We start from the raw sequence: 22894 nt of genomic DNA on the forward strand, positions 1-22894 counted from the left end.
TTTTAAACCAGCCATTATTCCTAAATTTGTAAATCTTAACAATAAAATGTAAGCTTAAATGAAACAGACAGAAAAGTTGCGAACACTGAATTATTCAGGCATATTCCTGTCTTGTTTTTCTGACTACAGCGAAAAATGCATCCATTCCACTCCCGAACATGTACTTTTATACCTGTATTCCGGTGAACAAATCATCGAAGACAGAGGTGAAAAAATAATTATTAAAGCAGGTGAATGTGCTTTTATCCGCAGAGATCACCGTCTTACAATGTACAAAAACAGCGTTGGAGAAGAACTTTACAAAGGAATATCACTTACGTTCAGCAGAAATACTCTGCGTGAATTTTACAGTACAATGAACAGATCTGAAATACCGGATAAGCCTCAGGTTTCTGAAAAAAATGTATTCAAACTGGAAGTCCGGCCGGATATCACCAGCTTGTTTCAGTCGCTGACTCCTTATTTCGAGGGCAATATAAAACCTACCGAAGGTATTGTCCATCTTAAACTTCTTGAAGGAATTTATGTTGCTTTAAACAGTTCCGAATCTCTTTATCCCGTATTATTTGATTTTACAGAGCCCTGGAAAGTAGATATTCTGGGATTTCTTAATGAAAACTATGCAGATGATCTTACTATGGAGCAGATTGCTTCCTATACAGGAAGAAGTCTCGCCACATTTAAAAGGGATTTTAAGAAAATAAGTAGCCTGACTCCTCAGAAATGGCTCATTAAAAAACGTCTTGAAGCCGCTTATTTTAAGTTAAAAGAAGAAAAGAAAAAAGTAGGGGACGTATATATTGAAGTAGGATTTAAAAATCCTTCTCATTTTTCTACGGCCTTTAAAAAAGAGTACGGATTTTCTCCCACCGAAATATAAGCCTCAATCTTATATTTTTTTGGAATCTTTTCTTTGTGCTGCATTCCTCATTTTGTCATAGCTTTTTCACTGGAAAACAGTCTTGCCATCGCGCATAGAGAGTATCTGAAACTGCCATTAAAACGATATTGCATTCTTCTGTAAAAAGATTTGCCATCTACTTTTTGAGCTTCTCAGAAAGATTAATTGAGCCTTACGACAAATACATTGTAAGGCTTTCTCTTTAATTTTGTTCTGTAAAATTTAAACATCATGAGCAAAGATATATTAGAGAGATTAAAAGCAGGTGAACCTATTCGTGTTAATGATCCGGAGTATTCTAAAATTAATGAAATTGTAGAAACAACTTTAAAGCTTTCCCGGAAGCTCAATAATTCTGAAACTACAAGTGAAGTTCGGGAACTTCTCAGCAAAATAACCGATAACGCCATAGATGAAAGTACAACAGTATTTCCTCCTTTCTATACCAATTTCGGAAAATTCATTAGCATTGGAAAAAATGTTTTTATCAACCACGCCTGTTCCTTTCTGGATATGGGTGGAATTACCATTGAAGATGAAGTTCTGATTGGCCCCAAAGTAAACCTTATTACAGAAAATCATCCACTGGATCCTGAAGACAGACGGGCATTGGTAACAAAACCTATCCTCATCAAAAAAAGAGCCTGGATAGGTGCCGGAGCTACCATTCTTCCAGGAGTAACCGTCGGTGAGAATTCTGTAATAGCGGCCGGAGCTGTAGTTTCAAAAGACGTTCCTGATCATACCGTAGTAGGAGGAATTCCTGCCAAAATTATTAAAACCATTTCTTAACTGATGAAAAAATCAATAACAGCAGCACTGGTCTTTCTTCTGTTTTTAGGAGAAACATCTGCACAAAACCAGAATCAACAACCAAAAAAATCTGAAATGAAACTGATCAGCACAGAACAATACACCACTTTTAAAGTCAGAAGCAATATTGGAGTCTATCAGGTTACCTTCAAAAATCAGTATAATATGGATGTTGTCGGGCACCTTTTCATTCCTGAAAACTTCAGTCAGACTGAAAAACATCCTGCTATAGTTGTAGGCCATCCAATGGGTGCCGTAAAAGAACAGAGTGCAGATGTTTATGCCTCCAAAATGGCAGAAAAAGGTTTCATCACCTTAGCCATCGACCTTTCTTTCTGGGGCGAAAGTGAAGGAAAACCTAGAAATGCAGTAGCTCCTGAACTCTATGCAGAAGATTTTAGTGCCGCCGTTGATTTCCTTGGAACCCGGGCTTTTATTGACCGAAACAGAATCGGCATTCTGGGAATCTGCGGAAGCGGAAGCTTTGTAATCAGTGCAGCCAAAATTGATCCGCGGATGAAAGCTATAGCAACGGTAAGTATGTATGACATGGGAGCTGCCAACCGAAATGCACTCAATCACTTGCAGACCCTTGACCAGCGTAAGAAGATTATTGCTGAAGCTGCAGAACAGCGATATATAGAATTTAATGGCGGAGAAACTAAATACACAAGCGGAACTGTTCATCAGCTGGATAAAAACACCCATCCGGTCCAACGGGAGTTTTATGATTTCTACAGAACTCCCAGAGGCGAATATACACCCAAAGGAAGTTCACCGGAATTGACTACCCATCCAACTCTGAGCAGTAACACCAAGTTTATGAATTTCTATCCTTTTAATGATATTGAAACCATTTCTCCCAGACCCATGCTCTTCATTACCGGAGATCAGGCTCATTCTAAAGAATTCAGCGAAGAAGCTTACCGACTTGCTGCTGAGCCTAAAGAACTGTATTACGTACCGAAAGCAGGGCATGTAGATCTTTATGATAAAACAGATTTAATTCCTTTTGAAAAACTGAGCATCTTTTTTCAAAAAAATCTTTAAAAAACGCATGATCTTAAAAACAAAAGTCTCACTAAGAGACTTTTTTTTATACTTTTTAATCTTCAACACATTTATTTCTGGCCGCCTTCATTCCAAAAAAGAACATCAGGATTACGGCAAAACTTAAAAAATAAAAAGAACTTTTCCACGAAATATCCCAATCATGCAGCTTTCCAAAGACCGGGGGGCCAAATGCTGCAATCAGATATCCTACCGACTGTGCCATGCCGGATACTTTCACGGCATTGGCGCTGTTTTTTGTTCTTGTGGAAAAGAAAAGTATAGACAAGCTGAAAGACAGCCCGTTAGAAATACCGATGATCACAGCATTTGCGTAGATCCATTGAGACTGCAGCCATACAAACATCATGGTACTCGCAAACATGAAGCTACAGATAAGAACAATCAAGATTCGTTGATCTTTCATTTTTCCGGCAATAATCGGCGCACAGAAAGCAATAGGAATCATCGTGATCTGAATTACAAAAAGTACCCATCCGGTATTTTCGCCCTGCATATTGGAATCCGTAAGGAATGAAGGTAGCCATGCCATCATACAGTAATAAAACAAAGATTGCAGCCCCATAAATATACTGATGTTCCATGCCTGTGCAGATTTAAACATATTAAAATCAGAAACGCTTAATGCAGCTTTTGCCTTGCCTTTATTTTTTTTATTGAAAATCAGTTCCAAAACCAGGACAAAAAGTCCCAGACCGGCAATTACCAGCCAGATTCCCAATGACCCACGCCATCCGAAACCTGTCCATTCGCCGATTCTTACACTGAAACCTGAAGCCAGTGCCGCGGTAAGATTCATAGAAACCGCAAAGATTCCGGTCATCAGGCCTATCTGTTTTGGAAAGTTATTCTTAATATATCCAGGTGTAACTACATTACCGATGCAGATCCCCAATCCAATGAAAACCGAGCCTGCAAAGAGCATCCAGATAGAACCTGTAATTCTCAGAAACAGCCCAAAGCTTAAAATAATCAGGGAATACATCAGAAATTTGCTGATGCTGAATCGATGTGAGAACCTGCTGACCAATACCGAACAGGTCGCAAACATAAAAAGTGGAATAGAAGTAAGCAGGCTCACCTGAAAACTATCCAGTTTCAAAGCTTTACTTATATCACCCAAAACAGGAGAAACGGAAATAATAGGAGATCTCAGATTGCTGGATACCAAAATAATGACCAGTACATTAATCAGCATTAGAACATAGGAAGCATTTTTTCTTGTTTCAGTCTTCATACAATAAATATTTATTGCAAAATTAATTCAGTTGTTTTGTTTAATTTTGTCAAAGTTTTAACTTAAAACGACATGAATCCTAACAACGTAATTGATATTGACAGTCTGAATAAGCCTTACTTTGTTTGGTTTGAAGAAAACTGGCGGCATGATGACATTCTTCACAGCCACGAAAAAGGTCAGTTGGTCTATGTGGAAAGCGGTTTTCAATACATTACAGTTGACGGAAAGATCTATCTGCTGCCACAAAACCATGCAGCCTGGATTCCTCCGGGTGCGGTGCATAAGACTAATTCGCATTCTGAAAAAATTAAATTGATGATTATGTTTGCTGAAGTGAACAGTGTTTTTCATCATGAGCTCCATGTTTTTTCAGTTCCTTCCGTTTTAAAGGAAATGATAAAATATGCAGAAAGATGGTCGAAAAGTCTGGAAAACAACCCTGATGAAATGCTTTTTCTAAAAGCACTCTTCAATGAGCTTCCCCATTTTGTAGAGCATTCCCTGAAGCTTCATATCAGTCTTCCTGAAGACAAACGACTCGCAGAACCGATTGGGTATCTCCACAACCATTATCAGGAAGATATTAAAATAGAAGAGCTGAGTGAAATTTCCCTTCTTTCTCTGAGGACCCTTGAACGTATTTTTAAAAAAGAAACAGGAATGACCCTGAATAAATACCAGCAGATCCTGAGGATCATTAAAAGTCTGGAGCTGCTGAGTTCCGGGGACCTTACCATTTCAGAAACAGCCTACCAAGTGGGATATAAAAGTGTGCAGGCCTTTACAAGAAGCTTCCAGTCGGTCATGCAGGCTAAGCCTACAGACTTTATAAAAACGACCCGGTAATGCATACAACAAAAAAATCTCCAGGTGATCCCGGAGATTCTTACATGTTCTGAAAAAATATTTAAAATTTAAATACACAACCGCAAACGCTCATTTTGCCTTCCACAACGGTAGTCCATTGTCCGTTCCATGTACCTCCGTAAGAAGCGCAGATGGAAGGGCAGATTTCTTTCGCATCCTCGTTGCTCCAGATCGGTCCCGCTAAAACGTCCATTGTATATTCTGTACTTCCCGATGGTTCTGTATCGTATTCAACTTCGATAACGCTCATCTGACCTTCGACAATAGTGCTCCATTGTCCGGTGAATTTTCCTAAATGTGCCGCTGCAATGCGACCTCCGATTTTTTGTGCTTCGTCGTTGCTCCAAAGCGGACCTGCAACGATGTTGATTTTGAATTTTGACATGGTGTAATGTTTTAATTGTTTAACATTACAAAGTTGTCACTTTAAAGAGATATAAGAAAGCGTAGAAAGTACCAAATTGATTATTCCGTATTTACACTTAAGCATACAGGTCATCCATTAATATTTCCATATATGTGCAAAATAAACAATTACGTATGCATATAATGAAAAAGGCCTCCTAGAAGAGGAGACCTTAAAAAAACACAAATGATGAAAAAAAATTATTTCGAAGCCCAAATATAAGTAAAATTTATATTATGTAAGACATTATATAGACATAAATACTAAAAAAATATTAATTCTAATTAAAATAAAGTCTGTTATGAATATGGCATTTCTTTCATCTTCCTGCAATTTCTTCGATTGCAACGGGCATACACCGAAATAATGTTGCCAAAAATAAGAATAAATAAGATCATGAAATTCTGCACAGCATAAAAATCCTGATCAGTAAAATATTTTGCCATTCTCTATTTTCACCATTTTTTCTTTTTCCATTTTTTTGACAACTCTGATCACAGTTTCTACACACAGACCGGTAAGGGAAGCCAGCTGCTGTCTTGTAAATGGGAACTGGTAAGAATATGGGATCGTGTATTGGTTATAAGCTTTCAAGCATTCCATCACACGTTTTATTTTAGTTCCCGGATTAGAAGCGGAAATATTGTTCATCATAACATACCTGAAATACATTCTTTCTGAAGTATAGCGGTACAGTTTTAAAAGAAGTTCTGGCGAATCGGAGATCAGTTCCAAAAAATTATTCTTTTCCAGCCTTATGATGGTACAGCTTGTCATAGCTATGGCATTAACAGGATAAGCTTTATCAATGAATAAAGAACTTTCTCCAAGGCAGTGTCCGTCAAACGGCACACTGTGAATAATTTCGCGGCCGTCTTCATGATAATTATTAATTTTCACTGTTCCGGTTTTGATCTGAAAATAATATTTAGGCTGATCTCCTTCTTTAAAAATAACATCGTTCACAACGTAATCGATCAGTTCTCCTCGTGAGGAAATTAAAAGTTCTTCATTGATTATCATAGGCATCATCCAGCTGTTAGGTTTATCAGTAATATTTTTAATCTGTTTTTACTGCTACATCCTTTAATTTATTCAAAAATAAATATTACTTTATAAAAAATACGATAGAATAAGGAAACTTTAACAAAAACATACTAAATAATGGCAGCATGATTCCAGTCATAAAATACATCAACCGTTCTCAGTATTTTTAAACCTTGCATAGAAATCCATATTCCAATAACATTTTAACATTAAACCTCTCAATTGAGAGGTTTTGTAGTAGAATAGCTACATTAAACCTGATGTTGTGATTCTGCTCATAAATAAAAGCTTGAGGTTTTCATAACTTAGTATAAACTCTATAAAAATGAAACCAAAACAGATCGAAAGAGTTCCAGAGCAGAAAGCAGGTGGATTTCATGATACGGAAAGTCAGAAAGCCCTTGAAACCGCACTTCTGAAGTTGAAATTTGAAATGTTACAAGAACGTTTTTTCTCTGTCAGCAGATGGAAAAGCTATTGTGGTGAAGGATTTGCAGATTTTAAATTGTACGATTCCCAGGGAAACGGAACTGAACGAATCCCCCAAAAAGGAGATTTTATGCGAATTGACATTCCGGGACCGGGAGAAAAAGAAGCAAAAGGTTACGATTGGGTAGAGGTGACAGATATCTGTTTCAAAGAAGATAATAGTTCGGAAAGTATTATGATGACCTGCAGACCATCCAGAGACCCCCAAAATAAAAAAAGCAGACACATTGCTCATTTTTACAGTGATAGAGCAACATCTACATTTATGATATCCAGAACATCAACTCATTTAAAAGCGGCTGTTTACGGACGTAATGAAACTCCCAATTTCAATGCCGGATTTATTGATACTATCAGAAATTTGATGGTTGCTGCAGGAGGAATGATGGGTATCTCCAAAATTCAGTGGAAAAAGCTTTCTGATGGCTTTCTGGATTTTGAATAAGTTTTGTAAGATAAAAGTCTTATAAAATGACAAACCATTGAATGAGATACAAAAAAATGACATTTAACATATTTCCGATAATATAGGATGCTATTTACCGCATAGCTAATATTAAAATGATAAATTTAGGTCAATTAAAATTTTGGTCTAAAGCTATTTCTTACCAGATAAAATAGAACATTTCCAGGTTTTAATCATTTTACACGAAAGAATTTTTATCAAAATAAAATGACACATAAACCGTTACACAATTTCCATATTCCGGTGATGGGCCTGGCTTACACCATAGACAGCCCGATTCGCGTTGCCCAATATGGAATTTCTTCCGTTATTTCCATTATTGATGATGAGATCCTGGAAAGAATGAAAGACTTTTATAATAAGAAATTCAATCTTGAATATTTAGGAATTTCTACCAAAACAGAGGATTACAGAGCCAAAAGAATTACGGCTTACCTTGATATGGTAGACGATATCGTGAATGAAAAATTTGAATCATTCAAAGAGGAGATCACCAAAAACAAGGAAGCTTTAAAAAATTTTATGGCAATCCTGCCCAATACTTCAGCTCTGAAAAGCGGGCTTCAGAATCTCGTCAGCCAAACAGATCACCTGGGCTCAAGCATCAAAAGCTTTATTGAATCCAATTTAAGACCGGGAAGTATAGATGTTAATATCATGACTAAAGTTGATAAAGACAACTATAAAAAGAACGAACAGCTTCCTGTGATGTTTAATGATGCCCATGCTTCTCTGCGTGGTTTTGCCAAAAGTAAATTATCATCTTCTATGGTACTTTCTGCAGGGATGAATCCCCGTTTGTACAGCTATATCGAAGAGTTTGACGATTTCTTTCCGGATCAGAACGGTTTTTTGAAAAAGAAGATTATTCTGAAAGTAAGCGATTTCCGTTCAGCGATGATCCAGGGAAATTTTCTGGCAAAAAAAGGCTTGTGGGTCTCGGAATACAGGATAGAATCCGGACTGAACTGTGGTGGCCATGCATTTGCTACGGAAGGAATGCTTCTTGGACCTATTATGGAAGAATTCAAGCAAAAAAAGAATGACCTGATCCAATCTGCCCATCCATTGATGATTGCTGCATTGGAACAGAAAGGAAAATATAGTGTTTCTGAACCTTTGGAAATGAAGATTACCGTTCAGGGTGGAGTAGGAACTTCCGAAGAACATGATTTCCTGTTGGAAAACTATAATGTAGACAGTGTGGGATGGGGATCTCCGTTCCTGCTGGTACCTGAAGCTACTTCTGTGGATACGGTAACCCGCAAAATGCTTCTGGAATCCAGGGAAAAGGATTTCTACCTGAGCAATATTTCGCCTCTTGGAGTACCTTTCAATACGGTGCGAGGAACATCCCATGAAATCCTGAAGCAGTATAAAGAAGCTGCCGGAAAATACGGAAGTTCCTGTCCGAAAAAATTACTGGCATTAAGCAAAGAATTTTCTCCACAAGGAACCTGTACGGCTTCTAAAAAATACCAGGACATTAAATTAAAAGAACTTAAGGCAGAAATTTTATCTGCTGATGAGTTTAATAAAAGAAAAACAGAAATCACAGATAAAGCCTGTCTGTGTGTAGGACTGGTAAATGCCGCTTACATGGAGCACAATCTGCAAATCAAAGGAGAAAAGCAGGGAGTGGTGATATGCCCGGGACCTAATCTTGCTTTCTTTGATAAAGAAGTTTCACTGTCGGATATGGTAAAACATATCTACGGAAACACTAATATTCTTCCCGATAACCAGCGCCCAAATATGTTTATCAATGAGCTGAAAATGTATGTTGATTATCTTAAAAAAGAGATTGCCAATTCTTCAATACAGATTACGCATTCCCAAACCAAAAAATGGAATGCGTTCAAAAAAAACTTATTGGAGGGCATTGAATATTACCACACCCTGTTTAATACATCCTGTTTCTTTAAAAGTGGACTAAAAGCCATTGGCCTGCAGCTGCAGGAATACAAACTGATGCTCACAGCTATTGAGGTTCCTCAGGTTGAAAAGTAACAGTATTTTTTTAAATTGATAGATAAAGCAGCTTTCATCATGGAAGCTGCTTTTATATTCCTGTCGTATTAGAATAATGAGTAATAACAAGCATTTTCATTTATAATAACTATAAGCGGTATGCTTATTTTGAATCTGAAATCCTCCAGACATTTCTTACCTTAGAGGGTCATTAATTTTTAATAACAATTCATTGTATGGAAAAAAGAAAGATAAAGAATACGGATTTATCGGTAGCACCTATTAATTTTGGAGGGAATGTTTTCGGATGGACTCTTGATGAGAAACAGTCTTTTGATATATTGGACCAGTTTACGGATGCGGGATTCAATTTTATAGATACTGCCGATACATACTCTTGGTGGGTGAATGGAAAAGGCGGTCAGTCTGAAGAGATCATCGGAAAATGGCTGAAAAGCCGTTCCAACCGGCAAGATATAGTCTTAGCCACAAAGGTTGGATCTGAGACTAAAGAACATAGTTTCGATATCAGCAGAAAACATATTTTAAAATCTGTAGATGAATCTTTGCAGAGGCTACAGACCGATCATATTGATCTTTATTATACTCATTTTGACGACAACAGAACTCCGGTAGAAGAAACGTTAGCTGCTTACGATGAGATCATCAAAGCCGGAAAAGTACGTTATATTGCAGCTTCCAACCTTTCTCCCGAACGTCTGAAAGCATCGTTTGAAGCTTCGGAGAAAAATAATCTTCCCAAATATGTGGCCCTGCAGCCGCATTATAATCTATTGGAAAGAGAAAATTTTGAAAAAAACTATGCTCCTTTAGTAGAAGAGTTTGATCTCAGTGTATTTTCATACTGGTCGCTTGCCGCAGGTTTCCTGACGGGGAAATACCGTACTGAAGCTGATCTGGCTAAAAGTCAACGTGGGGAAGGTGTAAGGAAATACCTTAATGATAAAGGACTTGCTGTTCTGAAAGCTTTGGATCAGGTAAGTGAAAAGCATCAGACGACTCAAGGAGCTGCTGCTTTGGCATGGCTTCTGGCCAATCCGTTGATCACAGCACCGATTGTAAGTGCAACAAGTGCATCACAGCTTGACACTTTATTCAAAGCCCCGAAACTTGTTTTGGATCAGGAAGATATTGAATTGCTTAATAAAGCAGGTCATTAATTCAGATTAAATGCATCAAAGATCTGCTCAGGTTACTGAATGGATTTACAATATAAAAGCGGTCTTTTCAGACCGCTTTTATATTGTAAATAAGGTAATATTTCTCCCAAACTTTTAAACCGAATCATTAAAAATTGTGCCGTTAAAAATTAATCAGAATATTCTTTCAACAATTGTCTATAGCTCATAAGGATAGACGATTTTGATATAAACCCTACAAAATCATTATTTTCATTAGTGACCGGAAGGTTCCATACACCGGTATCATCAAAGATCTGTAGAATTTCGAGCGGTTTATTTTCACGGTGAAGTACGGCAGGTGGAGCTTTCATAATGTGAGCTACAGTCATGGCACTATCTATTTCTTTATTGAAAAGGTAAGGACGAATATCATCCAGTGTAAGAATTCCTTTCAGTTTTCCGGCTTCATCCGTTGCTGCAAAAATATTCTTATTCCCATTTTTTAACTGTTCAAAAAGTTCCGTAACAGAAGCATTCTCGCTAATAGTTTCTGAATACTGATCTATAAAATCTTCTGTCCTTAATGCAAAAAGAAGATTTTTATCATGCTTATTAGTAAATATTTTTACCCTCATCAGCAAGAGAATTCAGTTCCGGAGAGATAGGGGAAAACCATTTGGCAATAAGATAAGAGATTATGGATGCAATCATCAGCGGGATAAAAAGATCATACCCGAAACTGGATTCGGCAATAAGAAATATGGCAGTAAGAGGTGCGTAAAGCACGCCACTCATCGCCCCGGCCATTCCAACCAGGACAAGATTCGTTACCGGAACATCTGTAAAGCCGATATGCTGACAAACCAAGGCAAACAAATACCCCACCGTTCCACCTGCAAAAAGGGAAGGAGCAAAATTACCGCCGTTACCGCCGCTGAATATCGTAAAAGATGTTGCAAAAGCTTTTAAAAGGCACACCAACACTAAAAATATAATAATGGTCCAGTCTCCGATTTCAAAATATCTGAAAAAACTGTTTTTGATAATAGAATGGGTATTTCCGTTCGTAAATGCCTTCACCGTTTCATATCCCTCACCAAATAAAGGAGGAAAAAGAACACATAGCAAAGAAAGGACAAGCCCGCCAAACATAGCTTTACGCATTCTTGAGAGCTTAAGCCCTTTGATAAAATGTTCCACTTTCTGAGAAATAACTACAAAATAACGTGCATAGAGTCCGGTCACAATCCCCAATATAAGATAGTAAGGGACATTTTTATAATTAAAAGCTTCTCTCGTATAAAATCTGAAAAGCACATCTTCCTGAAGCAGAATTCTAGACAGAAGGCTTCCACATACCGCGGCAACAACCAAAGGAATAAAGTCTGTGAAAACCACACCCGTCAGCAATATTTCAAAAGCAAACATAATTCCAGCAATCGGTGCATTGAATGCCGAAGCAATCCCTGCAGTAGCTCCGGCCGCAAGAAGAAGGGTACGTTCTTTATAACTCAACCTGTAAGTCTGTGCATAATTGGACCCGATGGCTGCTCCGGTAACCGCAATAGGACTTTCCAATCCTGCAGAACCTCCAAGACCAACGGTCACCGCGCTCTGAATAATCTGGGAATACATTTTCACCGAAGCCACAATACTTGAATTTTGGGCAATTTCATATAAAATAGCACCAATTCCTTTTCTGTCCTGCCCTTTGAATATAGTAAGAACAATACTGGTGGTAAGCACAATTCCTAAAAATGGAAAAACAATATAAAAGAGAATCTGATATTCAAAATGAACTTTATGAATAATGAAATTATGAATAGTATGCACCAATGTTTTAAGAATGACTCCCGCAAGACCTGCTGTACAGCCTACAAGAATTCCGGAAAGCACCAAAAACTGATTTCTGCTGAGTCTGTTGTTCAGCCAATGAAGAATAAGCTCATAACTACGGGCTTTTTCTAATCCATATTCCTGAAAGTCTCTTTTAAATTTTAGGAAGCTTAGGTATTTTTTTTTATTGTGAATTTTCACCTGGAAGATTTTTATGCTGCAACTTATTATTACGGCAGTGTAAATTTATGAAATATCTTATTAAGAGTTTAGCTGTTGGATGTCAAAAAGAGACCTATATCTACTGTAACTTATTGCTATTGAAAATGTTAATTGCAGTAAATATTTCTTTTATTTTTTATTATTTTTTTTAATAAAATTCTAACGTAGCAAAACGCCCTTGTTTAGAGCCTTAGCAAAATTTTAAAGTGCAGAATATAACAGGTTAAAGATTTAAAAGCTTATCAATTTTCATAAAATGACATTTAAATTATTCTTTTTTTTTGGAATAAAGAATAAGACAAAAAACCTATAGCCAATATTCCCAATATTCCAGCTGTGCCTATTTTTATTACTTTAGAAGGTGCAGGAAGTAATGTCTTGCCATCAATTCCCATATTGACTTCTGTAGGTTGCAGAATATTTCCCGAAGTATCATCTTCATTACCTCTTTTCATGATCATTCTTAAGGCTGCTGATGAAGCATAACGGATAACACCCGGAAACATTCCATATAAATTTTTAAAAACAACAGCCGACCAGTCCGGATAAACGGCCTGCTGAGGATTCTTTTGCCGTTTTTACCATCGAGGCGGCCAGTTCCCGGGGATCAAAAGCCGGTGGAGGTGTACTCAGTTTAATCCCGGAATAGTTAGCCGCATGATCTATCCCCGTAGATTTCTGAAAACCAGGATAAAGAGCACAGATGTGAATATCTGGATAACCGGACAATTCTCCCTGAAGCGTTTCCACCATACCCCTGATTCCAAATTTTGACGCTGTATAAGCCGTTCCGTATGGCGCAGGCATCCAGCCACCAATAGAAATATTATTAATCAGAATTCCTTTTTTCTGTCTTTTAAAAACAGGCAAAACAACATGAGCAGAATGCATATATCCCAAAAGATTGGTTTTTACGATCTGGTCTGAAACTTCAATAGGAATTTCTTCAAATTTTCCGAAAGCTAAAACACCTGCATTATTGATCCAGCAGTCGATACGGCCACTAAATTTAAGAGCTTCCTCTACAAGATGATAAACTTCTTCTGCAATAGAAGTATCAGTAGGTACAGCTATCACTTCAACGCCGAATTTCCGGCACAATTCTGCGCAATCGTTTAAAGGTTCTTCTCCTCTTGCAGCAAGGACAAGATCTGCTCCTTCTGCTGCGAACGCTTCAGCTGTAGCTTTTCCAACCCCGCTGGAGGCTCCTGTAATCACTACTGTCTTTCCAAAAAAGTATGGTTTTCTTTGATTTTTCATATTGATATTTTTAAAATGGTCATGTATGTTGGCAGCATTATGATGAACTGTTATTATTCCGTTTTGGAAAGAGTATAAGTCTGATGGACGGATTGTTGGTGATGAATAAACGGAACCAATCCAAGGCAAGCTGAATCTTACTTCTGAATCCCACAAGAGGAATAATGTGAATAAAAAGCCATGTCAACCAAGCTATAAACCCTTTGAAAGAACTCTTTGGAAGATCCACTACTGCATTGAATTTTGAAATGATTGCCATACTTCCTTTATTATTATATTCGAACGGGATCAGGACCTTTTCATCTTCTATGCGTTGAAAATTTTTGGCCAGGTTTTTTCCCTGCTGGATGGCTACCTGCGCAAGCTGAGGGTGTCCTTTAGGGTATTTTTCCTCCGAAAGCATGAGGCACAGATCACCAAGGGCATATATGTTTTGGGTATTTTCTACCTTATTGTAAGCATCTACAAGAATTCTTCGTCCTTTTCCAATACTGTCGACAGGAAGTCCGGGAACTTCGCGGCCTATTACTCCTGAGGTCCAGATAAGGGTTTCTGTTTCTATTGATGTTCCGTCGCTTAAAAAAACTTTACAGTCTTTGTAATCTTTTACCGAAACATTCAGGAGAATTTTAACACCCAGTTCTTTTAAAGTATCATATGCCGTTTTTTGAGCCAACTTACTCATGGGTGAAAGAAGAGAAGGCAATGCATCGATGAGATAAAGGTTAGAAAGAACAAGTTTGATCTCTGGGTATTCTTTTTTTGCAATGTATTTCCCCATTTCTGCGAGCATTCCTGCAAGCTCTACACCCGTTGGTCCACCACCTGCAATCACTATATTCTGGAGCTTTTCGGCTTCTTTTATATCTTTATTTCGGGCTGCTTCTTCAAGGGTGAGCAAAATATGATTCCGCAGGTAGAGCGCTTCTTCAATGTTCTTCATCGGTAAGGCACATTTCTGCACATTTTCCATTCCGAAAAAATTAGATTCTGTTCCCATTGCAAGCACCAGATAGTCGTAATTCAGATTTCCCGTATCCGTTTCTATGGTTTTGGTTTCGGGAATCACTCTGAGAAGGCTTCCCATATGAAAACTGACATGCTTGTCATTAGAAAATAATTTACGAAAAGGATAGCTGATGTTAGATGCTTCAATGAATGATGTAGCAACCTGGTAAATAAGTGGCGGAAAAAAATGATAATTATTTTTATCAACCAAAGTAATTTTAAACCGGCTGTCGTTTCTGAGGGATTTGATAAGATTGATTCCAGCAAATCCTCCTCCTGCGATTACGATGTGCTTTTTCATATAAAATAAGATTGGGTGTATGGTATTCCATTCAATAACAAGACCAAAGGAAGTGCCCTGTAAAAATTTAACATAATATAAAAATTTTAAAGAACACACTGAACTCATTTTTATAAAAGGTCTGCACGATGTTTGCATCACCTTGATCACCAACACTTAAATACAATCTTATGAAAACACACATTTTAACAGAAAAGCACAAGCTGGGAATAGGAGGTGTAGCCATTGGAACAGCATTTGAAAATATTACTGATGAAGAAGCGCAATCAATTTTGCAGGCTGCCTGGGATCAGGACATCAGATATTACGATACATCACCTTGGTACGGGCTTACAAAAAGTGAAAGGAGGTTTGGAGAATTCCTTAAAGATAAAGACAGAAATGATTTTGTTTTTTCTACAAAAGTAGGAAGACTTTTTACAGAAGTTCCGGAATCTGAAGTTCCACCTACAATGTGGAAAAAACCTCTGAATTATGATTTTAGACATGATTATACTGCTGATGCAATAAAAAAATCCATTGCAGATAGTCTTCAGAGAACCGGACTGAATCACATAGACATTGTTTACATTCATGACTTGTCAGAGGATCAGGTAGGAGACAGGTATCCGTATTTTCTGGAGCAGGCAAAAAAAGGTGCATTCAAGGTTCTTTCCGAGCTCCGTGATCAGGGAGTAATTAAAGCTTGGGGAATGGGTGTGAATAAAATAGAGCCTATTCTGGACTGTATTGAAGCCGCAGACCCTGATATATGTCTTTCTGCAACACAATATTCGATTCTGGAACATGAAGATGCAGTTGACAGACTTCTTCCTGCGGTAAAGAAAGCTGGTGTAAAACTGGTTTCAGGTGCAGGATACAATTCGGGATATATTGCAGGAAGGGAACGATACAATTATAAAGAGTTGATCCCCAAAGGGATGCATGAAAAACGTGAAAAAATTGCTGACATTGCAAAGAAATACAGTACAGATATTGTGCATGCTGCCCTTCAATTTGTTCTTGCTGCGGATGAATTTTCGTCCATTATTCCCGGAGCCAGCAAGCCGGAACAGGTAAAAGATAATGCAGATGGACTGAAAGCCGCAATTCCTGGAGATTTCTGGAACGAATTGAAAGCTGAAGGACTGATCTATGAAAAAGCACAGGTTCCCAATCAGTAGCAATAATTGAGTGAAAGAAGTAAAACAGGCTGCCCAATATCGGATGATTGAGCTTGACTGTGAAAAACAGAAATTGTTTTAGAGTTTTACGGCAGATGAAAGCTCTTCTCTATATAAAAGCTATTTAAATCTGAAAATCAATTAATAACATATTTATTTAACTTGTTAATCCTTCCTAAATAACCTCTCATGATGAGAGGTTATTTGATATCAAATCAGACGACTTTAGCCTTACGGACAACCTTAGCCAAGAGCGAAGGAAAGAAACGCTTAAGATAAGTCCCATCACTTCTCTGCCGCCAATGGAAACTTGATTCTTTTTCTTTTCTATGGCTTGAAGCATTTTTTTGGCAAAAACATCTGTCGGCATTCCTTTATTTGTGGCATCATCCATTGTTCCTTGCAGTGAACCGTCTCCGGTAACGGCATTGATAGAAATATTGGTCTGAATAAACCCGGGACAGATGATCGTTACTAAAATTTGCTTATCAAATAATTCAGCCCTGAGCGAGTCGAAAAAACCGTGAAGAGCATGTTTTGCTGCTGCATAGCCACTTCCCATCGGGGCTCCGAAAATTCCCATAAGGCTTGAGACTACAGCGATATGTCCGTTTCCATTCCCGATCATATAAGGAAGAACAGCTTTGGTAAGTGCAGCGGTTCCTATATAATTAATATCCATAATGCGCTTGTCAACCTCTATATCAGTCTCCATAGCCAGAGAACGCTGAGACAGGCCTGCGTTATTGATCAGAATATCAACCCTTCCGAATTTTGATACTGCCTCTGCTGCCTTATCTGGCATTTCTTTATAGTCGGCAAGATCTAAAGGCAGTACTGCAAAACGGCTGGTATCAAGCCCGGCTTTTTCAGCAACAGCATACAGCTGTTCTTTATGTCTGGACGAAAGAATGATCCGGGCACTGCTTTTAGCTGCCAAAACCTTAACCAGTGCTTCCCCAATTCCTGATGAAGCCCCGGTAATCCAGATCACTTTATTGTTAAAATAAGTATTCATTTTCTATTTGAAATTTAATTTCTTATTAAAGTCCTGCAATGTATTGTCCGGCTTTCATACCTGAAAAAATACATCCTCCCAGAAATGTTCCTTCCAATGCACGGTAGCCATGCATGCCTCCGCCTCCAAATCCTGCAGCTTCTCCTGCTGCATACAATCCTTCTATAATGCTGTCATCTTCCCTTAAAACCTGCCCGTTAAGATTTGTTTTGATGCCTCCCAAAGTTTTGCGTGTAAGAATATGAAGACGTACGGCGATCAGAGGCCCGTTCTTAGGATCCAGTATTTTGTGCGGTGCGGCTACACGTCCTAATTTGTCACCTAAATAATTCCTTGTATTCCGTATATAATTTACCTGGGTATCTTTCGAAAATTTATTATCAAGTTCCCTGTCCCTGGCTTCAATCTGTGATTTTATTTTTTCATAGTTCAAAAGATGCTCTCCGGATAATTCATTCATTTTTTTTACCAGATCCTCAAGATGATCAGACACAATAAAATCCTTCCCATGTTCCTTAAAAGCTTCCACGGGCCCAGGCGCTTTTTTTCCGAAGATCCTGCTTAAAAAAAGAGCATAGTCTTTATTGGTAATATCCGGGTTTTGCTCGGATCCTGAAAGGGCAAATTCTTTTTTGATGATCTTTTGCGTTAATATAAACCATGAATAGGAATAACCTGTATCCTGTATGTATTTCAGTGTCCCCAGAGTATCAAATCCGGGAAGGAAAGGAGCGGGGAGACGTTTACCTTTAGCATCAAACCACAGCGAAGACGGTCCCGGAAGTATCCTGATACCGTGTTTCGGCCATATCGGGTTCCAGTTTTGAATTCCCTCTGTATAATGCCACATCCTGTCCGGATTAATAATGTGAGCACCCGCATTTTCTGAAATACCTATCATTTTGCCATCCACATAAGCCGGTACGCCGCAGACCATATTTTCCGGGGCACGGCCTAATCTTTCCGGCCAGTTTCTCTTTACCAGTTCATGATTCGCACCTATACCTCCTGACGCAATGATGATGTGAGGAACGTGATATTCAAACTGGGAAACTACATTTCTATTGGTAGCAGCTCCTCTTTCTTTATCATCATCTTCCAAAACATCGCCTTTAAGGCCTTTTATTTTACCATTTTCCATGATCAATTCTGTAACTCTGTGCCTGAATTTCATCTGAAGCAGCCCTTTCTTTTGAGCTTCATAAGCTTTATCTACAAAAGGTTTCACAACTCCTGTACCGGTTCCCCAGCTGACGTGAAATCTGGGTACAGAATTTCCATGGCCTGTTGCAGATCCATCGCCACGTTCTGCCCAACCCACCATAAACATCAGTTTGATCCCAAGTTTAGAGATGTAACTGTACTTCTCATAGGCAGCAAATTTCAGGTAAGCTTCCGCCCATTTCCGGGGCCAGTAATCTTCTTTGCGGTCAAATCCGGCAGTCCCTTTCCAGTCCTGAAGAGCCAATTCATAAGAATCTTTAATCCCCATTCTGCGCTGTTGGGGCGAATTAATCAGAAAAAGGCCTCCAAATGACCAAAATGCCTGTCCTCCTATATTCTGTTCAGTTTCCTGATCTATTAAAAGGACTTTTTTTCCGGCATTGGTCATTTCCATGGCAGCAGTGAGTCCTGCTAATCCGGCACCTATAATAACCGCGTTGGGCTGGAATTCTTTTTCCATTATATGATTTACTTTTGTTTATATACCTACAATAAATATATAAAATATTTACACTCAGATCAGTTAAAACATTTTAAAATTATGCAGATCATAAGCTTATGGCTAAATTCATATCTTTGTTAAAAAAATAGAAGAATGAGATATTTGTTTATGATGACATGCCTGGTCTGCTCTATGTTCGGAAAAATTTCTGCACAGCAGAAGCAGGATCCCTGGAACGAAAATCAATTGATGAATCCAGCTGTTTTAGCTGCAAAAATTGTAAAAAACGAGACAAAAGATATCGTCATTATTTCTGTAGGACCGGAGGCTATTATTAAGGGTTCTGTAGACATTGGTCCTACACATGAGCCAGAAAACCTTGAAAAACTCAGAAATTATCTTAAAAACATTCCAAAAGAAAAGGAAATTGTCATTTACTGTGGTTGCTGCCCGTTTGTAAAATGTCCCAACATTCGTCCTGCATTCAATTTATTACAGGAATTGGGTTTCAAAAATGCAAAGCTTCTCAACCTGCCAAAGAACATTAAAGTAGACTGGCTGGATAAAGATTATCCTACAAATGATTAATATGAAAACTATTCTTAGCATTTTTTGGGTATTGCTTTTTACAGCAACTGTTACTGCACAACAGAAAAAAATAGAAATTGGACAGCAGGCTCCTGAAATTGTACTGTCAAAAACAGACGGAAGTTCGTTCTCTCTTTCATCATTAAAAGGACGATTGGTGTTGATTGATTTCTGGGCAACCTGGTGCGCTCCTTGCGTTGGTGAGCAGCCTGAACTTAAAAACCTTTACAATACATTCTCGGATAGGGTGAAGAAACAGGAATTTGAAATCCTGGGAGTTTCCCTTGATAAAAATAAAGAAAGCTGGGAGAAAGCCATAGACCGTTTTGGGATCAGCTGGACACAGGTAAGCGATTTGAAATTCTGGAAAAGCCCTGTTGCAAAGGCTTACGAGATTGAAGAACTTCCTTTCAATGTTATTATAGACAGCCAGGGGAAAATTATTGCCAAGAATCTGCATGGGACAGACCTGGTGAACTTTCTTACTGCTTATTTGAAATAGCATACAAGTTTAAAACAACATAAAAACAGGCCGGAAAATTCATTTTCGGCCTGTTTTTTATTTAATATCCAAGTAAAATATTGTTCTCCTTAAAGAGGCTTTTTGCCGGAGATAATGTTGTAAAGTACGACAATAATGGCAATGACCAAAAGAACATGTACTAAATATCCAGTACTTATTCCCGGTATAACTCCTAACATTCCCAGAAGCCAAACGACGATGCAAATGACGGCTACTAACCATAATAAATTTCTCATGACTTTAAATTTTTAATGTTATTTCCATAGTTTAATACATAATCCATGCCTTTATGGAAATAAATGACCTTCAATAGTCAAAATGTGGTATCTATACTTTTTTATCAATAAACAAATTATAATCTAAATCTGAAATTTATTAATCCTTGAACCTACTATGGATAAAGCATCATAAAGGAGTATCAAAAGGATATGAAAATATCTAATCATCATTTTTATCAATTATTTTTTTGTCTAAAGAATAGCAGTTATCATCTATTTTAGTGATCAGGATATAAAAAAATATGGCATAGATCATCTGTATTCCCATTACTTCCCAGTTCTCCACAGTACTGCTTCCGAAAAGCAACATAATAATAAGTACAGCTCCTGCAATATTAGCGATACGGGTTTTGAAACCGGCAACAAGCATTGCTCCGATAATGAATTCCAGAAAGGGGAGTGTTGTACTGAAAGTCTGTACAAATGGTTCCGGAAGCCAGCTTTTTTCAAAGCCCTTCGTCATTCCTTCCGCAAAGACAGAGAGTTTGGGAATCCTGGCAAGACCATGCCCCAGAAGATTAACGCCCATGGACAGACGGAGAACGAAATAGGCAATGTTATTATTCATAATGTATATATTTTAAGTTTATTTTTGAAATAATGATGAATGGAATTATTAATTTAGCAGTTAATTTATCCTATTGAACAACAGACTATTATAGCTAATTCCTTCCAAAACCTATTTTTAGTGATTGTATTTTTCTTCGCTGTTATCTATGGGTGTGGAAGGATCATTCATCACCATTTTTGCAATATCATCTTTACGCATGAAAACCACTCCTTTTTTTTCTCAGGTGTATTTAATGAACTCTTCCATAACATGAACCATTGCCGGTGTCCCGCCGATCCTGTCATGAAAACTGATGCTCATCATTCTCCTTTTTGAAGCCCCTTCTTCATACAGCCTGTCAAATTCAAATTTCAGCTGTGCCAGAAACTGATCCGGGCTCCAGTTTTTACCTTCAATATTAACAATGTCATTGTTGCGAAGGGTGTAAGGCATCACCACAAAGTTTTTGCCTTTTACTTTGGTAATGAAAGGTTCATCACGGCTCAGGTCATCGATATGGTAAAGAAACCTAGCTCCTGCAAAACTTTCAGGGTATTAGGACTTCTTCTTAGCCAGTTGCAGTTATAGCCTACAGCTTTCTGTCCCGTTATTTTTTCTACAGCATTCACTCCTTCTTTTACAAAGCGTAGCTCTTCTTCATAGCTTTTATTCCATTGATTATCCCATGAGATGCCGTGAGATGCAACCTCATGTCCCCCGGCTGCAATGGCTTTTGCTACTTCGGGGTATTTTTCAGCAGCAGTTCCTACCACATGGGAAGTCACTTTTATATCATACTTTTTCCAAAGATCAAGCATGCGGTAAATTCCTTCATTAGCGCCATAACGGTACCAGCTTTCTGCCGGCAGATCCGGCTGACCTTTGGGAAGAGGGGTCCCACTGAAAGGGCTTTCTGCACCTTCCGGCTGACCGCCAGTTTCAAACTGCATAGATACAGAGATAACAAGCTGGGCTCCGTTCGGCCAGTATTTTTTTGAAGTATTTTTGGCTTCTGCGGTCTTCTCACTCAGGTCTTTACTTTTATGGTCCAGAAAGGAAGTAAGAAATAACACTGATACCACCAGAAATGCGGATTGTTTTAAATATGTCATTTTAATTGGGTTTTGTTCTGCAAAATTGTTTAATAACCCGTTGACTATTGTTGTAAAAATTTATCTTAAATTTGTAAAAATCCATTCTAAGTGAAGCGTATTGTTAATTTCAGTTCGTTCAATGTTTTCAGTATTGAAAAAGAAATCTGGGACATCGAGTACCACAATCATAATTTCTACGAGCTGATTGTTATAGAAAGCGGAAGAGGAATGCATCATCTTAACGGGGTCAGTTTCACCTATAAAAAAGGTGATGTTTTCCTACTCAGGCCAAGTGATGCCCACGAATTTTCTATCCGGAACAGGACCAGATTCATTTATATAAAATTTACAGAACAGTATGTATGGAGCAACCTGCTGGCTGGTAAAAAAGATGAAGTAAGCAAAATGATACAGTTGCTTATAGAAGACCGGTCTTTTGTCTATGAATCCGCAATAAGAAATAAAACGGACAGGGAACATCTTCTGCTGCTTGCTAAAATTCTTCTTCAAGAGTTTGACAGCAAAGGCCTTTACAACAAGGAAGTATCATCAGATCTTTTTTCAGCGATAATGACGATTGTGATCAGAAACAACATAGGTAAAGGGAAAGAACAGATATCAAAAGGATTGAATTCAACTGAAAAGATTCTGTATTATATCAATGTTAATGCAATGGATCCGAGGAAAATGAGAATCAGTCATCTTGCTAAAGAATTTATGCTTTCTCCTAATTATATCAGTATTTATATCAAAAAACAGACAGGATTTTCTATACAGCAGCATGTGATGCAGCAGAAGATAAAAACTGCTGAAAAGCTTTTGCAGCAGAGCCGTTACAACATCAATGAAATTGCAGATCAGCTGGGGTTCAGTGATGCGAGCCATTTTAATAAAATATTCAAAAGCTATAAAAATAGATCTCCTTCAGAATTCAGGAAAAATGAGCAGACGGTCTGATCTTTTATTATTCCTTG

The 22894-nt window shown here is 38.0% G+C and carries 24 protein-coding genes and 1 pseudogene; 11 read left to right on the top strand and 14 right to left on the bottom strand.

The genetic code is table 11. The features are described from left to right. The first annotated feature begins 58 nt into the window (after window positions 1-58). The 3 genes from QF044_RS08220 to QF044_RS08230 all read left to right on the top strand — a co-directional run bounded on the left by QF044_RS08220 (window position 59) and on the right by QF044_RS08230 (window position 2764). A complete protein-coding gene (locus tag QF044_RS08220) occupies window positions 59-880 on the top strand; it encodes an AraC family transcriptional regulator (RefSeq protein ID WP_307265816.1) in 822 nt (273 codons plus the stop codon). Between the two features lie 252 nt (window positions 881-1132). Further along, window positions 1133-1693, top strand: a complete 561-nt coding sequence (locus tag QF044_RS08225; protein WP_307265817.1) for a sugar O-acetyltransferase — start codon at window positions 1133-1135, stop codon at window positions 1691-1693. A gap of 3 nt (window positions 1694-1696) precedes the next feature. Beyond that, window positions 1697-2764, top strand: a complete 1068-nt coding sequence (locus QF044_RS08230; RefSeq protein WP_307265819.1) for an alpha/beta hydrolase — start codon at window positions 1697-1699, stop codon at window positions 2762-2764. A gap of 55 nt (window positions 2765-2819) precedes the next feature. Here the strand turns inward: QF044_RS08230 and QF044_RS08235 are convergent, their stop codons facing one another. After that, complete coding sequence (locus QF044_RS08235) at window positions 2820-4022, bottom strand: MFS transporter (protein ID WP_307265821.1); 1203 nt, start codon at window positions 4020-4022, stop codon at window positions 2820-2822. 72 nt (window positions 4023-4094) lie between these two features. Between QF044_RS08235 and QF044_RS08240 the strand changes: the two genes are divergently transcribed. Continuing rightward, a complete protein-coding gene (locus QF044_RS08240; RefSeq protein ID WP_307265822.1) occupies window positions 4095-4871 on the top strand; it encodes an AraC family transcriptional regulator in 777 nt (258 codons plus the stop codon). Between the two features lie 61 nt (window positions 4872-4932). Here QF044_RS08240 and QF044_RS08245 read toward each other — a convergent pair whose 3' ends face one another. Both QF044_RS08245 and QF044_RS08250 read right to left on the bottom strand, forming a co-directional pair. After that, entirely contained in the window at window positions 4933-5277 is a 345-nt protein-coding gene (locus QF044_RS08245) for a mannan-binding lectin (protein WP_034725582.1), read from the bottom strand. A gap of 447 nt (window positions 5278-5724) precedes the next feature. Next, window positions 5725-6330 carry a Crp/Fnr family transcriptional regulator gene (locus QF044_RS08250; protein WP_307265824.1) on the bottom strand — a complete coding sequence of 202 codons (606 nt, stop codon included), beginning with the start codon at window positions 6328-6330 and terminating at the stop codon, window positions 5725-5727. Between the two features lie 340 nt (window positions 6331-6670). Between QF044_RS08250 and QF044_RS08255 the strand changes: the two genes are divergently transcribed. The 3 genes from QF044_RS08255 (at window position 6671) to QF044_RS08265 (ending at window position 10452) form a co-directional block, all read left to right on the top strand. Next, window positions 6671-7279 carry a hypothetical protein gene (locus tag QF044_RS08255; RefSeq protein ID WP_307265825.1) on the top strand — a complete coding sequence of 203 codons (609 nt, stop codon included), beginning with the start codon at window positions 6671-6673 and terminating at the stop codon, window positions 7277-7279. A 228-nt stretch (window positions 7280-7507) separates the two neighbouring features. After that, the gene (locus QF044_RS08260) at window positions 7508-9310 is read left to right on the top strand and encodes a hypothetical protein (RefSeq protein WP_307265827.1); all 1803 of its coding nucleotides are present in this window, start codon (window positions 7508-7510) and stop codon (window positions 9308-9310) included. A 197-nt stretch (window positions 9311-9507) separates the two neighbouring features. After that, window positions 9508-10452 carry an aldo/keto reductase gene (locus QF044_RS08265; protein ID WP_307265828.1) on the top strand — a complete coding sequence of 315 codons (945 nt, stop codon included), beginning with the start codon at window positions 9508-9510 and terminating at the stop codon, window positions 10450-10452. A 149-nt stretch (window positions 10453-10601) separates the two neighbouring features. Here QF044_RS08265 and QF044_RS08270 read toward each other — a convergent pair whose 3' ends face one another. The 5 genes from QF044_RS08270 to QF044_RS08290 form a co-directional block, all read right to left on the bottom strand. Beyond that, window positions 10602-11048 (bottom strand): CBS domain-containing protein, encoded by a 447-nt coding sequence (locus QF044_RS08270; protein ID WP_307265829.1) that lies wholly within the window; start codon window positions 11046-11048, stop codon window positions 10602-10604. Continuing rightward, entirely contained in the window at window positions 11026-12450 is a 1425-nt protein-coding gene (locus tag QF044_RS08275; protein WP_307265830.1) for a chloride channel protein, read from the bottom strand. Before QF044_RS08275 ends, QF044_RS08270 begins: the two co-directional genes overlap by 23 nt. Window positions 12451-12734: 284 nt before the next feature. After that, a complete protein-coding gene (locus QF044_RS08280) occupies window positions 12735-12977 on the bottom strand; it encodes a hypothetical protein (protein ID WP_307265831.1) in 243 nt (80 codons plus the stop codon). 13 nt (window positions 12978-12990) lie between these two features. Continuing rightward, complete coding sequence (locus QF044_RS08285; RefSeq protein ID WP_307265833.1) at window positions 12991-13731, bottom strand: SDR family oxidoreductase; 741 nt, start codon at window positions 13729-13731, stop codon at window positions 12991-12993. A gap of 37 nt (window positions 13732-13768) precedes the next feature. After that, on the bottom strand, window positions 13769-15040 hold the full coding sequence (locus tag QF044_RS08290) for an NAD(P)/FAD-dependent oxidoreductase (RefSeq protein ID WP_307265834.1): 1272 nt from the start codon (window positions 15038-15040) through the stop codon (window positions 13769-13771). Window positions 15041-15210: 170 nt separating this feature from the next. Here QF044_RS08290 and QF044_RS08295 point away from each other — a divergent pair, with 170 nt between their 5' ends. Continuing rightward, window positions 15211-16203 carry an aldo/keto reductase gene (locus QF044_RS08295; RefSeq protein ID WP_307265835.1) on the top strand — a complete coding sequence of 331 codons (993 nt, stop codon included), beginning with the start codon at window positions 15211-15213 and terminating at the stop codon, window positions 16201-16203. A 215-nt stretch (window positions 16204-16418) separates the two neighbouring features. On the opposite strand, the pseudogene QF044_RS08300 reads toward QF044_RS08295, so the two are convergent. Beyond that, window positions 16419-17221 (bottom strand): annotated as a pseudogene (locus QF044_RS08300) (SDR family oxidoreductase). 25 nt (window positions 17222-17246) lie between these two features. After that, a complete protein-coding gene (locus QF044_RS08305; protein WP_307265836.1) occupies window positions 17247-18905 on the bottom strand; it encodes an FAD-binding dehydrogenase in 1659 nt (552 codons plus the stop codon). A 135-nt stretch (window positions 18906-19040) separates the two neighbouring features. Between QF044_RS08305 and QF044_RS08310 the strand changes: the two genes are divergently transcribed. Then, a complete protein-coding gene (locus QF044_RS08310) occupies window positions 19041-19475 on the top strand; it encodes a rhodanese-like domain-containing protein (protein WP_307265838.1) in 435 nt (144 codons plus the stop codon). 1 nt (window position 19476) lies between these two features. Next, window positions 19477-19977 (top strand): TlpA disulfide reductase family protein, encoded by a 501-nt coding sequence (locus QF044_RS08315; protein ID WP_307265839.1) that lies wholly within the window; start codon window positions 19477-19479, stop codon window positions 19975-19977. Window positions 19978-20066: 89 nt separating this feature from the next. Here the strand turns inward: QF044_RS08315 and QF044_RS08320 are convergent, their stop codons facing one another. The 4 genes from QF044_RS08320 to QF044_RS08335 form a co-directional block, all read right to left on the bottom strand. Further along, on the bottom strand, window positions 20067-20234 hold the full coding sequence (locus QF044_RS08320) for a lmo0937 family membrane protein (RefSeq protein WP_307265841.1): 168 nt from the start codon (window positions 20232-20234) through the stop codon (window positions 20067-20069). A 202-nt stretch (window positions 20235-20436) separates the two neighbouring features. Further along, window positions 20437-20844, bottom strand: a complete 408-nt coding sequence (locus QF044_RS08325) for a DoxX family protein (RefSeq protein ID WP_307265842.1) — start codon at window positions 20842-20844, stop codon at window positions 20437-20439. 222 nt (window positions 20845-21066) lie between these two features. Next, window positions 21067-21279 (bottom strand): hypothetical protein, encoded by a 213-nt coding sequence (locus QF044_RS08330; protein WP_307265843.1) that lies wholly within the window; start codon window positions 21277-21279, stop codon window positions 21067-21069. Window positions 21280-21329: 50 nt separating this feature from the next. Next, window positions 21330-21938 carry a polysaccharide deacetylase family protein gene (locus QF044_RS08335; RefSeq protein ID WP_307265845.1) on the bottom strand — a complete coding sequence of 203 codons (609 nt, stop codon included), beginning with the start codon at window positions 21936-21938 and terminating at the stop codon, window positions 21330-21332. Window positions 21939-22028: 90 nt separating this feature from the next. Between QF044_RS08335 and QF044_RS08340 the strand changes: the two genes are divergently transcribed. Continuing rightward, the gene (locus QF044_RS08340; protein WP_307265847.1) at window positions 22029-22877 is read left to right on the top strand and encodes an AraC family transcriptional regulator; all 849 of its coding nucleotides are present in this window, start codon (window positions 22029-22031) and stop codon (window positions 22875-22877) included. Window positions 22878-22894 lie beyond the last annotated feature (17 nt).

It is taken from the genome of Chryseobacterium sp. W4I1 (genome assembly GCF_030816115.1).
GTDB lineage: Bacteria > Bacteroidota > Bacteroidia > Flavobacteriales > Weeksellaceae > Chryseobacterium.

Bases quoted from the DNA above. Each gene is read 5' to 3' on its own strand.
- QF044_RS08220 (WP_307265816.1), top strand. From the start codon at position 59: ATGAAACAGACAGAAAAGTTGCGAACACTGAATTATTCAGGCATATTC.
- QF044_RS08225 (WP_307265817.1), top strand. From the start codon at position 1,133: ATGAGCAAAGATATATTAGAGAGATTAAAAGCAGGTGAACCTATTCGT.
- QF044_RS08230 (WP_307265819.1), top strand. From the start codon at position 1,697: ATGAAAAAATCAATAACAGCAGCACTGGTCTTTCTTCTGTTTTTAGGA.
- QF044_RS08235 (WP_307265821.1), bottom strand. From the start codon at position 4,022: ATGAAGACTGAAACAAGAAAAAATGCTTCCTATGTTCTAATGCTGATT.
- QF044_RS08240 (WP_307265822.1), top strand. From the start codon at position 4,095: ATGAATCCTAACAACGTAATTGATATTGACAGTCTGAATAAGCCTTAC.
- QF044_RS08245 (WP_034725582.1), bottom strand. From the start codon at position 5,277: ATGTCAAAATTCAAAATCAACATCGTTGCAGGTCCGCTTTGGAGCAAC.
- QF044_RS08250 (WP_307265824.1), bottom strand. From the start codon at position 6,330: ATGATGCCTATGATAATCAATGAAGAACTTTTAATTTCCTCACGAGGA.
- QF044_RS08255 (WP_307265825.1), top strand. From the start codon at position 6,671: ATGAAACCAAAACAGATCGAAAGAGTTCCAGAGCAGAAAGCAGGTGGA.
- QF044_RS08260 (WP_307265827.1), top strand. From the start codon at position 7,508: ATGACACATAAACCGTTACACAATTTCCATATTCCGGTGATGGGCCTG.
- QF044_RS08265 (WP_307265828.1), top strand. From the start codon at position 9,508: ATGGAAAAAAGAAAGATAAAGAATACGGATTTATCGGTAGCACCTATT.
- QF044_RS08270 (WP_307265829.1), bottom strand. From the start codon at position 11,048: ATGAGGGTAAAAATATTTACTAATAAGCATGATAAAAATCTTCTTTTT.
- QF044_RS08280 (WP_307265831.1), bottom strand. From the start codon at position 12,977: ATGTTTCCGGGTGTTATCCGTTATGCTTCATCAGCAGCCTTAAGAATG.
- QF044_RS08285 (WP_307265833.1), bottom strand. From the start codon at position 13,731: ATGAAAAATCAAAGAAAACCATACTTTTTTGGAAAGACAGTAGTGATT.
- QF044_RS08290 (WP_307265834.1), bottom strand. From the start codon at position 15,040: ATGAAAAAGCACATCGTAATCGCAGGAGGAGGATTTGCTGGAATCAAT.
- QF044_RS08295 (WP_307265835.1), top strand. From the start codon at position 15,211: ATGAAAACACACATTTTAACAGAAAAGCACAAGCTGGGAATAGGAGGT.
- QF044_RS08305 (WP_307265836.1), bottom strand. From the start codon at position 18,905: ATGGAAAAAGAATTCCAGCCCAACGCGGTTATTATAGGTGCCGGATTA.
- QF044_RS08310 (WP_307265838.1), top strand. From the start codon at position 19,041: ATGAGATATTTGTTTATGATGACATGCCTGGTCTGCTCTATGTTCGGA.
- QF044_RS08315 (WP_307265839.1), top strand. From the start codon at position 19,477: ATGAAAACTATTCTTAGCATTTTTTGGGTATTGCTTTTTACAGCAACT.
- QF044_RS08320 (WP_307265841.1), bottom strand. From the start codon at position 20,234: ATGAGAAATTTATTATGGTTAGTAGCCGTCATTTGCATCGTCGTTTGG.
- QF044_RS08325 (WP_307265842.1), bottom strand. From the start codon at position 20,844: ATGAATAATAACATTGCCTATTTCGTTCTCCGTCTGTCCATGGGCGTT.
- QF044_RS08330 (WP_307265843.1), bottom strand. From the start codon at position 21,279: ATGCCTTACACCCTTCGCAACAATGACATTGTTAATATTGAAGGTAAA.
- QF044_RS08335 (WP_307265845.1), bottom strand. From the start codon at position 21,938: ATGACATATTTAAAACAATCCGCATTTCTGGTGGTATCAGTGTTATTT.